The sequence below is a fragment of the Butyrivibrio sp. genome, assembly GCF_017433805.1.
Taxonomy (GTDB): domain Bacteria; phylum Bacillota; class Clostridia; order Lachnospirales; family Lachnospiraceae; genus Butyrivibrio.
The window spans coordinates 227,247-237,811 of sequence record NZ_JAFRGN010000036.1 but is presented as its reverse complement, the minus strand read 5'-3'; the positions used below and the strand labels follow the sequence as shown (position 1 = coordinate 237,811).

Below are 10,565 nucleotides of genomic sequence, written 5' to 3'. Positions count from 1 at the left end.
TGTAAAGCCACTTGGCCTACTCGATTAAGATAATTTAAGGGGATGGGGTAAGAAATGATTTTTGTAAGGGATAAGAAGTTTTACACTACACTTGTAGCTTTTGCACTGCCTATTGCGCTTCAGCAGCTTATAACTGTTGGCGTTAATATGGCGGATAATATTATGCTTGACAATTTCTTGTCAAAGTCTTATATTTTCAATGTGATGCTAGAGGAGTGCATCACGTTCGCTGACTCTTTTCTATAGAGCAGCAAGTAATTGAATAGGAGGAAGATTTTAACATGATGAAGAAGAAAATTGGAAGGACAGGTAGTGCACTTCTGATGGTCGTGTTAACAACACTGACTGTTGCATTGAGTGGATGCTCAAGTGACAAGGCAGGAGATTCCGCTAAGGTAGAGACAGGCGCAGAGACAGGCACTGATACAGTGACCAGTACAGAGACAGCTGCTTCTACAGAGACAACGGATGATCTTTCTAAGCTTACCGTAGGAATACCTCAGGATATCGATGGTCTTGACCCTCACAATTCAACAGGAGCAGGAACAAGAGAAGTATTCTACAACATTTTTGAAGGCCTCGTTAAGGCTGATTCAGATGGTAATCTTAACCCTGCTGTAGCCAGTGAGTATACGATTTCAGAAGATAGTAAGGTTTACACCTTTACACTCAGAGATGGTATCAAGTTCCATGATGGAAGCGATGTTACAGTAGAGGATATCAAATATTCCCTTGAGCGTAATATGGGCGTAGACGGAAGTGAGCCACTTATCAAGGCTTACGGCAAGATTGACAGTGTAAATGTGCTTGATGACAGCCACGTAGAGGTTGTGCTTAAGGATGCTGATTCAGATTTCCTTACACAGCTCACAGTAGCTATTATCCCAGCAGCTAACGAACATCCAGAGACAACACCTATTGGAACAGGCCCATACAAGTATGTTTCCAATTCACCTCAGGAGAACTTCGTAGTAACAAGATTCGATGATTACTGGGGAGAGAAGGCTTATATCAAGGATGTAGTATTCAAGATTGAGGCCAATATGGATGCAATCGTTCTCGACCTTGAGGGCGGTTCAATTGACATGATGGCTCGTGTAACACCTACTCAGGTTGCACAGCTTTCAGACAAGTTCGAGGTTTACGAGGGAACAATGAACCTTGTTCAGGCTCTTTACCTCAACAACGCAGTTAAGCCTTTTGATGATGTTAAGGTTCGTCAGGCTCTTTGCTATGCAGTTAACCCACAGGAGATCATGGATTTCGTATCTGAGGGTGCTGGAACAGAGGTAGGAAGTGCTATGTTCCCTGCATTCAGCAAGTACTACATGCCTGAACTCAACGATACATACAACACAGATGTAGACAAGGCCAAGGCTCTTCTTGCAGAGGCTGGATATCCAAACGGCTTTGAGTTTACAATCACAGTTCCATCCAACTATGGTCAGCACGTTGACACAGCTCAGGTTATTTCTGAGGAGCTCAAGGCTATTGGCGTAACAGCTAATATTCAGGAGATAGAATGGAACTCATGGGTAAGCGATGTTTACTCAGGAAGAGAGTACGAGGCTACAGTAGTAGGTATTGATGCATCAACACTTTCAGCATCAGCTCTTCTTTCAAGATACGTTTCAGATAACGGCAAGAACTTCGTTAACTTCAACAGCGCAGACTTCGATGCAGCTTATGCTAATGCATCAGCAGCTACAGATGATGCTGAGAAGACCAAATACTACAAAGAGTGCGAGACAATCCTTTCACAGGAAGCTGCCAGCGTATACATTCAGGACCTTCCTGAGTTTGTAGTACTCAACAAGAAGTTTACAGGATATGTTTTCTATCCTCTTTATGTGCAGGATATCGCCAAGATCAGACCAGCACAGTAAAATGCAGATAAATACTGATACACAACAGGTATTCCTGCATATATAATATAAGTAAAAAATGCTAGCGGGGAATATGCATATGAAATACACACTCAAAAAACTTTCATCTACGATTGTTACTTTGATAGTGGTTTCACTATGCGTATTCCTCGCTTTTAATGTATTGCCTGGAGATCCAGCTATTCGTATGCTGGGACTTGAGGCTTCACCTGAGCTTGTTGCTCAGACAAGAGAGAAGATGGGACTTAATGATCCCGTTCTTGTCAGATATTTTAGATGGTTTGTAGCTTTCTGGCAGGGAGACTTTGGAACTTCCTATACCTACAGTGTTCCAGTAGCAAGCCTTATTCTTAGTAAGATTCCTATAACACTTACACTGGGACTTCTTGCTTTTCTTTTTACAGTTGTTATTTCTATTCCTGTGGGCATTGCCACAGCCAAGTATGAGAATGGTATTCTTGACAGGACCATTACTGTGGTCAATCAGGTTATTATGGCCATTCCACCTTTCTTTTCAGGTATTTTGATCACCTTTATATTTGGAATGATATTTAAGTTCTTTACCCCTGGAGGCTTTGTGTCCTACACAGATGACGTCAGAGGGTTCCTGAGATATCTCCTTTTCCCATCAGTTGCCATTGCATTTCCCAAGATTGCCATGACAGTCAAGATGCTAAGAGGTAATCTCATAGATGAATCGGGCAAAGATTATGCGAGAACAGCATATTCAAGGGGTAATAATACAAACGGTGTTCTCTACAGACACGTTCTTAAAAACGCCATGATCCCAGTTATCACCTTCCTTGGAATGGCGCTAGCAGATATGGTTGCAGGCAGTATCGTTATTGAACAGGTATTCAATATCCCTGGCATCAGCCGTATACTGTTGTCCAGTATCAGTAACAGAGACTATCCTGTAGTTGAGGCAATCATCATGGGTATTGCCATTATCGTTATTGGTACTAATTTCCTTGTGGATATAATTTACAGGATCATCGATCCTAGAATTGATATAGATGACTAAATAGTTAGGAATAAACTAGACATGAATAATTCCAAACTTAAGAAATTACTGAAAAATCCATATGTATTTATTGGCGGCATTATCATGGGACTGATTCTCCTTATGATAATCGTCGGCTTTTTCTGGATGCCCTATGAGCCTACAAAGATGAGTGCTTCAGAGAAACTTCAGGGCATATCTCTTCGCCACATCATGGGAACAGACAACATGGGACGCGATGTGTTTAGCAGAGTTATGTACGGTAGCAGAGTAACACTTATGATCGCTATCGGAACCATTATCATCGGAGCAGGTGTTGGCACTATCATTGGCTCAATCACAGGCTACTACGGTGGAATGATCGACGAGGTCACAATGAGAGTTATTGATGCTCTTTTTGCCTTTCCTAGTATCCTTCTGGCGCTGGTAATCGTCAGTGTATTCGGTGTTGGCTGGCCTCAGCTTGTCATTTCTCTTGGAATAGCCTTTGTGCCTAGCTTTGCACGAATTGTAAGAGGCGAAGTTCTCAGGTGCAAGAATATGGACTACATAGAGAATGCACGTCTCCAAGGCGTTTCGGATTTCAGAATGATCTTTTTGCACATACTTCCTAATATCAAGGGAGTGTTGGCTTCATCAATACTTATTGGTTTTAACAACGCAGTTCTGGCTGAGGCTGGTCTTTCCTACCTTGGAGTTGGTTCACAGCCTCCTTACGCAAGTCTTGGACGTATGCTGTCAGATGCGCAGCAGTACATGTTCACAAGACCCAGCTACGTTCTGTGCCCTGGTATTGTTATCGTACTGATGGTACTAGGCTTTGCATTCCTTGGAGAGGGGATTAAGAGATGGAAATAATTCTTGATGTTACTGATCTCCATATAGAATTTCATGATTCAGATTCTCCTGAGACAGCAGTAGAGGATTTTGACCTTATGCTTGCTGATGGCGAGATTGTTGGAATAGTTGGCGAGTCTGGCTCAGGTAAGAGTATGAGCGCCCTGGCAATTGCTGGTCTCCTTAACAGACATGCCATCAAGAAGACAGGAAGGATCATGTTCGAAGGCCACGACCTTTTGACCTGCGATAGAAAGACATTGAGGTCTTTCCAGGGGGATGAGATTTCCATTATCTTCCAGGAGCCTATGACAAGTCTTAACCCGGTTAAAAGAATTGGCTGGCAGGTGGAGGAACCGCTTCGAATCCACCACCCTGAGATCAAGAAGCAGGAGCGCAAAGAGCGCGCCATCGCAATGCTCAGAGACGTTGGCCTTGAGAATGCTGAGGAGGTGTACTTCATGTATCCTCACGAGCTCTCAGGTGGTATGAGACAGAGAGTTATGATCGCAGCTGCCATGATAGGTAATCCGCAGATATTGATAGCTGATGAGCCTACAACCGCCCTTGATGTAACGGTTCAGGCGCAAATCGTTGAACTGCTCAAGAAGATCAACAGGGAAAAGAGAACCTCTATCATCTTTATTTCCCACGATCTTAGTCTTGTGAGTCAGCTCTGCGAGAGAGTAATAGTAATGCAGAAGGGCAATATTGTTGAGTCTGGAGATACCAAGACTGTTTTCTCAAGACCAAGACACACCTATACCAAGAAGCTTATAGCAGCGATACCCAAGATTGATCTGGATAACTGATAGATTGGTGATTTAACAGATGGAAAAAGAAAAAGTATTAAGAGTTACTGGGCTTAATGTCTTTTACAAGAACAGAAAGCGCAAGCTCTTTTCCAGGAAAAACAAGAAAATACAGGCTCTTTTCGATGTTTCTTTTGACATGGAAGAGGGAGAAGTACTGGCTATAGCTGGTGAGTCGGGCTGTGGTAAATCTACGCTTGCAAGAGCTATCGTTGGTATCAATAAGGACTATCAGGGCGAGATCTGGCAGAAGTACGGAAGGCCTATGATGGTATTTCAGGATCCTTACAATTCCCTTAATCCTGCCAAGAAGATCGGATGGCTCTTAGAGGAACCTCTCAAGGTTGACAAGGAGCGTACCTGGACCAAGGAAGAACGTCGCAAGAGAGTAGAAGAGATCATGCAGGAGATTGAGCTCCCCATCAGCATGCTGGACAGATATCCTTCTCAGCTATCTGGTGGTCAGAGACAGAGAGTTTGCATTGGAATAGCGCTTATGCGTGAGCCCAAGCTTCTCATTGCTGATGAGCCTGTTTCAGCTCTTGATGTAACAATTCAGGCACAGATCATGGAGCTTCTTGATAACCTTCACAGGAAACATGGTATTTCCATTATCTTTATATCTCATGACCTTCGAGTTGTTTATCAGATAAGTGATCATGTTATGGTCATGAAAAATGGCAAAGTTGTGGAATATGGCGCTACCAGGGATGTGTATAGAAATCCTCAGGCTGAGTACACAAGACAGCTCCTTAAGGCTGCAGGAATTACCAGATAAAAACTTGAAATTAGTATTAAAATATTATAAAACCTACTAAATATAGTATAATACTATTAAGTATAGTTTTGTTTTTCCGATATATACTTTGAAACTCATTGTGTTATTTTTATTGGAAAGGAGAGGGACATGGCATTAGATAGACTTAATGGCTTTGGTAACTATAATGCTTACAATATTCCTCCCGCAGTAGATAATAACATCAAGGTGGGTACACAGGCTCCTCAGGCAGCCCCTCAGAAGGCACCAGAGCAGCCAGTAGAAGCCAAGGTAGAAGAGCCCAAGAAGGGTATGGATCTTTCTATTGAGGAGCTTCCTTCCAGAGAAAATGCCTCCATCGAGAATGTGGCCATTTCCTTTGGTATGTACGACAGTTCATCTATAGATCTTTTCGGAGAGAAGGGCCTTGCATCAGAAGATATGAAGCAGGCAATATCCGGAATGCAGAGGGATAAGATCCTTCATGAGTACCAGTATTTTGTAGGTGGCAAGGATCTTACAGGTAAGCCGAGCAATATCATCGCAGGTACAGACGACGGTATCGTTATCAAGCTGTGATCTGAGAAGGGTTATAGAAACCAGCATAATAGACGTATCAGAGAAGTTTTCTAAGGAAAACTTCTCTATTTTTTTATGGCAGAAGTGACTTTGGATTTAGTATAATAGTCATAGTTCATGCTTCTGGGAGGTTTGTAATGGCTAATTTTACTGATGGTAATACGAATGTATGTGGACTGATAGGTAACCCTGTAAGGCACACCCTGTCACCACTTATACATAATAGTTTGTCAGAACTCACTGGAATCAATATGGTCTATGTGCCTTTTGAGGTTCCGGAAGGCGGAGTCGGCGATGCCATTAAGGGCGCGCTTGCTCTGGGCATCAGAGGACTTAACGTAACTATCCCTTATAAGAGCGATGTTATTCCCTATCTTGAGGATATAGATCCTCTGGCTAAGGGAATTGGAGCAGTTAATACGCTTGTGAGAACAGAGAGCGGCGGCTTTAAGGGCTATAACACAGATATGACAGGCCTGTATCGTTCCATGCTGGATGAGGGCGTTGAGCTTGAGGGTAAAACTGTAGTTATCCTTGGAGCTGGCGGAGTTGCCAGACCTTCAGCGTTTCTATGTGGCAGTAAGGGAGCCAGGAGAATATATATTCTCAACAGAACCTTTGAAAGAGCAAGAGATGTAGCTGATGAAGTTAACAGAGCTCTTTTTGAAATGGGACGAGAGGATAGTCTCACAGAAGATGGCGTAAATGCAGAGGGTGAGCCTTCTGATATTCCTCAGATTGTTATTCCTATGAGGCTTGAGGAGTACAGGGATTTATATACTGAGGAAGATAAATTCATAGCGCTTCAGTGTACGTCAGTGGGTCTTTTCCCGGATGTTAACAGTGCTGTTATCGAGGATGCGGAGTTCTACCAGCACGTCAGCGTTGGAATAGATATGGTATACAGACCACTTGATACCAAGTTCATGAAGCTGGCAGGGGAGGCTGGTGCCAAGGTGGTTTCTGGTCTTAAGATGCTGTTATATCAGGCAATCGATGCCTATGAGCTGTGGTTTAACGGTGCTACCAGCGAGGGATATGAGGCTCAGATCAGTATCAGCAGGGAACAGGCTGATGAGATCTACAAGTCACTTGTAATGGAGGTTACAGGAGCTCGCAATATTATTCTTGAGGGATTTATGGGAAGTGGCAAGACCACTGTTTCTGAGATCCTTGCAGATAAGCTTGAACTTGAGCTTCTTGATACCGATGCTGCCATTGTTGAGGCAGAAGGTCGCAGCATCAATGATATATTTGCCACTGAGGGCGAAGAGTCCTTCAGGGATATGGAGACAGCTCTTTTGGAGACCGCTTCCAGCGAGCATTTCAGAGAAATGGTTATTTCACTTGGAGGAGGGCTTCCACTTCGAGAGGAGAACAGAGAGCTTCTTGGAAGGCTTGGAAAGGTAGTGTACCTTCGCACCAAGCCTGAGACAGTTTATGAGAGAGTTAAGTTTGACGATTCGAGGCCACTACTTAAGACTGAGGATCCTCTTGCGAAAATTCGTAAGATGCAGGAGGAACGTGGCAACATTTATGAGCTCGCGGCTGATTATATAATAGATACTGATGAGCTTACCCCATCACAGATCGCTGACAAGATCATTGAGGGACTTGGAATCGTCTTTTGATATTAGAAATTAGAAGATATGAACAAAAGAAATTATTCCAAAGAATTAGAGAACAAAATAGCGGAGTTTGAAAAAGAGGAAAGGGCACCCAAGCTTCTTTTACATGCGTGCTGCGCACCGTGCTCGTCATACTGTCTGGAGTATCTTAGAGAGTATTTTGACGTTACAGTCTTTTTCTACAATCCTAATATCACAGAAGAGCGTGAGTACAGGAAAAGAGTTGAAGAGGAAAAGAGACTTATCGCTGAGTACAACAAACAGGTCGAGGATGGGAACTTTGAAGGGATGAATTCAGATTCCAGAGCCAGACGCATTGAAATCATGGAAGGGGATTATGTCCCTGGAGATTTCCTCAGCGCGGTCAAGGGCTATGAGGATTGCCCTGAGGGCGGCGACAGATGCAGGAAGTGTTTTGAACTTAGACTTGACGAGACAGCCAGAATAGCAAGGGATAAGGGCTTTGAGTTTTTTACCACGACTCTTACTATCAGCCCTCTCAAAAACGCCGATGTGCTGAACGAAGTTGGAGAGCTTGCTGCGGAGAGAATTAATACAGAGGGTAAAGGCACTGTAAACTTCCTTCCATCAGACTTTAAGAAAAAGAACGGGTATAAGCGCTCTATAGAATTGTCCCATAGATTTGATCTGTACAGGCAGGATTTCTGCGGATGCAGTTTTTCCAAGGCTCAGAGGGAAAGAGAAAAAGAGGAGAGAAAAGAAAATGGATAATCAGCAGTTCGATCAGCAGTATACATCACAGATGATGCCACCACAGCAGAAGATCATAATGGTGACACCTTATAGCATGGCAGATGACAATAATAACCCAATAGCTAAAAAATATATTTTGGCAGCGGTTATATGTATGTGCATTTCCAAGTTTTTCCCGGCAATCAGCATGCTCATTATGTCGGCCGAAAGGTTTGTTGATATGCCTTACGTTCCATCAAGCTTTAACATCCTTTTATTTATTGCAGCAATTGTTATTCTGATCATTACAAGAGTTAAGTATCCCAAGAATAGTATAGCTAAGGGGCTTTTGATAGGTCTTATAGCTAATGCAGTTATTTCATTTTTAATAGGAATAGGTGTTCTGGTTGCGCTCTTTGGTATCCTTAGTACCTATTCTTCAGCAGAATTCTCAGATTTTATCTATGAACTTATGGAGATATTTGATCTATAAAAATAGCTTGTTGATGTATAAGTAATTATTTGGTAGAATCTTGTAGATTGTGATTAAATATTAGCTATTTGGATAGCTACTTTAGATAAGAAAGAAGGTTAGATTTTGGAAAAAGTACTTGAACTAATTTCTAAAGAAGTAGGAGATGCATTTGAGGCAGCTGGATATGATAGGGAGCTCGGAAGGGTAACTATCTCTAACAGACCTGACCTGTGCGAGTATCAGTGTAATGGTGCTATGGCTGGTGCCAAGAAATATGGCAAGGCTCCATTCATCATTGCTGATGAGGTGGCTGAGAAACTTCAGGGTAACGACATGTTTGACAAGGTTGAATCTGTTAAGCCTGGATTCCTCAACATCACAGTAAGCGGAGACTTCGCAAGAAGCTATATCGTTAGAATGCTCCACGAGAAGCACATGGGCGTTACAATGCCAGGTCACGAGCCTACATATATCATAGATTATGGCGGACCAAACGTTGCTAAGCCTCTTCATGTAGGACATCTTCGTTCTGCAGTAATTGGTGAGAGTATTAAGAGAATCCTTAGATATACAGGTAACAAGGTAATCGGTGATGTTCACCTTGGAGACTGGGGACTTCAGATGGGACTTGTTATTACAGGTCTCAAGGAGAGGAAGCCAGATCTGTGCTACTTTGATCCTGATTATACAGGTGCTTACCCTAAGGAGGCACCATTTACTGTTACAGAGCTTGAGGAGATTTATCCTGCAGCCAGCAAGAAGTCCAAAGAGGACGAGGCTTTCAAGGCAGAAGCTATGGAAGCAACCAAGCTTCTTCAGGATGGTTACAAGCCATACAGAGCACTTTGGCACCACATCCTCAATGTTTCAGTTACAGACCTTAAGAAGAACTATGACAAGCTTAGTGTAAGCTTTGATCTTTGGAAGGGTGAGTCTGATGCACACGAGACTATCCCAGGAATGGTAGATTACATGAAGTCTCATGGCTATGCTCATGAGAGCCAGGGAGCACTTGTTGTTGACGTTGCAGAGGAGACAGATACCAAGGAGATTCCTCCATGTATGATCCTCAAGTCAGACGGAGCTTCACTTTACAACACAACTGACCTTGCTACAATCAAGCAGCGTATGGATGGTGAGCATCCAGCTGGAATTATCTACGTAGTAGATAAGAGACAGGAGCTGTACTTTACACAGGTCTTCAGATGCGCTCGCAAGACCAGGCTTGTTATGCCTGAGACAGAGCTTCATTTCGTAGGCTTTGGTACAATGAATGGCTCAGATGGCAAGCCTTTCAAGACAAGAGAAGGCGGCGTTATGCGTCTTGAGAAGCTCATCGGCGAGATTGATGACAAGATGTACAACAGAATCAAGGAAGGCAATCCTGACATCAGTGAAGAGGAGGCTAAGGATACATCACACAAGATAGCTCTTTCAGCTCTTAAGTATGGTGATCTTTCCAACCAACCAGCCAAGGATTACATCTTTGATATTGATAAATTCACTTCCTTTGAGGGAGATACAGGCCCATACATTCTCTACACTATGGTTCGTATCAAATCAATCCTCAAGAAATACGAGGCAGAGGGCGGTAACGTCAAGGAAGCCAAGCTCGGTAACCCAGACAGCCCTGCTATGAAGGAGCTCATGCTTCAGCTTACAAGATTTGCTGATGCAGTAGAGAGCGCAGCAAGAGATCTTTCTCCTAACAGAATCTGTGCATATATCTATGATCTTAGTAATGCATTTAACAGTTTCTATCACGGAACCAAGATCCTCGCTGAGACAGATGCAGACAAGAAGAGCAGCTATATCGCACTTCTTAGCACAACACTCAAGGTACTTGAGACAGGTATAGACCTTCTTGGATTTAGTGCACCTGAGAGGATGTGAGC

Annotated in this window: 11 protein-coding genes; all 11 read left to right on the top strand. The window is 43.1% G+C overall.

Features of this window, described 5'->3' with window-relative positions:
* Positions 1-54 precede the first annotated feature (54 nt).
* The gene (locus tag IJI01_RS09925; RefSeq protein ID WP_292189526.1) at positions 55-246 is read left to right on the top strand and encodes a hypothetical protein; all 192 of its coding nucleotides are present in this window, start codon (positions 55-57) and stop codon (positions 244-246) included.
* Between the two features lie 35 nt (positions 247-281).
* Positions 282-1,886, top strand: a complete 1,605-nt coding sequence (locus IJI01_RS09920) for an ABC transporter substrate-binding protein (protein ID WP_292189520.1) — start codon at positions 282-284, stop codon at positions 1,884-1,886.
* A gap of 79 nt (positions 1,887-1,965) precedes the next feature.
* Positions 1,966-2,910 (top strand): ABC transporter permease, encoded by a 945-nt coding sequence (locus IJI01_RS09915; protein ID WP_292189517.1) that lies wholly within the window; start codon positions 1,966-1,968, stop codon positions 2,908-2,910.
* 21 nt (positions 2,911-2,931) lie between these two features.
* The gene (locus tag IJI01_RS09910; protein ID WP_292189513.1) at positions 2,932-3,747 is read left to right on the top strand and encodes an ABC transporter permease; all 816 of its coding nucleotides are present in this window, start codon (positions 2,932-2,934) and stop codon (positions 3,745-3,747) included.
* Positions 3,738-4,538, top strand: coding sequence for an ABC transporter ATP-binding protein (locus IJI01_RS09905; protein WP_292189510.1), 801 nt, complete (start codon positions 3,738-3,740; stop codon positions 4,536-4,538). Before IJI01_RS09910 ends, IJI01_RS09905 begins: the two co-directional genes overlap by 10 nt.
* 19 nt (positions 4,539-4,557) lie before the next feature.
* Complete coding sequence (locus IJI01_RS09900) at positions 4,558-5,316, top strand: ABC transporter ATP-binding protein (protein WP_292189507.1); 759 nt, start codon at positions 4,558-4,560, stop codon at positions 5,314-5,316.
* Between the two features lie 129 nt (positions 5,317-5,445).
* Positions 5,446-5,874: a hypothetical protein gene (locus IJI01_RS09895; RefSeq protein ID WP_292189504.1), complete on the top strand. Its 429-nt coding sequence runs from the start codon at positions 5,446-5,448 to the stop codon at positions 5,872-5,874.
* A 137-nt stretch (positions 5,875-6,011) separates the two neighbouring features.
* On the top strand, positions 6,012-7,505 hold the full coding sequence (locus tag IJI01_RS09890) for a shikimate kinase (RefSeq protein WP_292189502.1): 1,494 nt from the start codon (positions 6,012-6,014) through the stop codon (positions 7,503-7,505).
* An 18-nt stretch (positions 7,506-7,523) separates the two neighbouring features.
* A complete protein-coding gene (locus IJI01_RS09885; protein WP_292189500.1) occupies positions 7,524-8,234 on the top strand; it encodes an epoxyqueuosine reductase QueH in 711 nt (236 codons plus the stop codon).
* Complete coding sequence (locus tag IJI01_RS09880) at positions 8,227-8,688, top strand: hypothetical protein (RefSeq protein ID WP_292189498.1); 462 nt, start codon at positions 8,227-8,229, stop codon at positions 8,686-8,688. The genes IJI01_RS09885 and IJI01_RS09880 overlap by 8 nt, the downstream gene beginning before the upstream one ends.
* A gap of 105 nt (positions 8,689-8,793) precedes the next feature.
* Positions 8,794-10,563: an arginine--tRNA ligase gene (gene argS / locus IJI01_RS09875; RefSeq protein WP_292189496.1), complete on the top strand. Its 1,770-nt coding sequence runs from the start codon at positions 8,794-8,796 to the stop codon at positions 10,561-10,563.
* Positions 10,564-10,565: the final 2 nt, after the last annotated feature.

Excerpts from the sequence above, each read along its gene's own strand:
- IJI01_RS09920 (WP_292189520.1), top strand. The coding sequence starts at position 282 with ATGATGAAGAAGAAAATTGGAAGGACAGGTAGTGCACTTCTGATGGTC.
- IJI01_RS09895 (WP_292189504.1), top strand. The coding sequence starts at position 5,446 with ATGGCATTAGATAGACTTAATGGCTTTGGTAACTATAATGCTTACAAT.
- IJI01_RS09890 (WP_292189502.1), top strand. The coding sequence starts at position 6,012 with ATGGCTAATTTTACTGATGGTAATACGAATGTATGTGGACTGATAGGT.
- IJI01_RS09880 (WP_292189498.1), top strand. The coding sequence starts at position 8,227 with ATGGATAATCAGCAGTTCGATCAGCAGTATACATCACAGATGATGCCA.
- IJI01_RS09905 (WP_292189510.1), top strand. The coding sequence starts at position 3,738 with ATGGAAATAATTCTTGATGTTACTGATCTCCATATAGAATTTCATGAT.
- IJI01_RS09910 (WP_292189513.1), top strand. The coding sequence starts at position 2,932 with ATGAATAATTCCAAACTTAAGAAATTACTGAAAAATCCATATGTATTT.
- IJI01_RS09900 (WP_292189507.1), top strand. The coding sequence starts at position 4,558 with ATGGAAAAAGAAAAAGTATTAAGAGTTACTGGGCTTAATGTCTTTTAC.
- IJI01_RS09925 (WP_292189526.1), top strand. The coding sequence starts at position 55 with ATGATTTTTGTAAGGGATAAGAAGTTTTACACTACACTTGTAGCTTTT.
- IJI01_RS09915 (WP_292189517.1), top strand. The coding sequence starts at position 1,966 with ATGAAATACACACTCAAAAAACTTTCATCTACGATTGTTACTTTGATA.
- IJI01_RS09885 (WP_292189500.1), top strand. The coding sequence starts at position 7,524 with ATGAACAAAAGAAATTATTCCAAAGAATTAGAGAACAAAATAGCGGAG.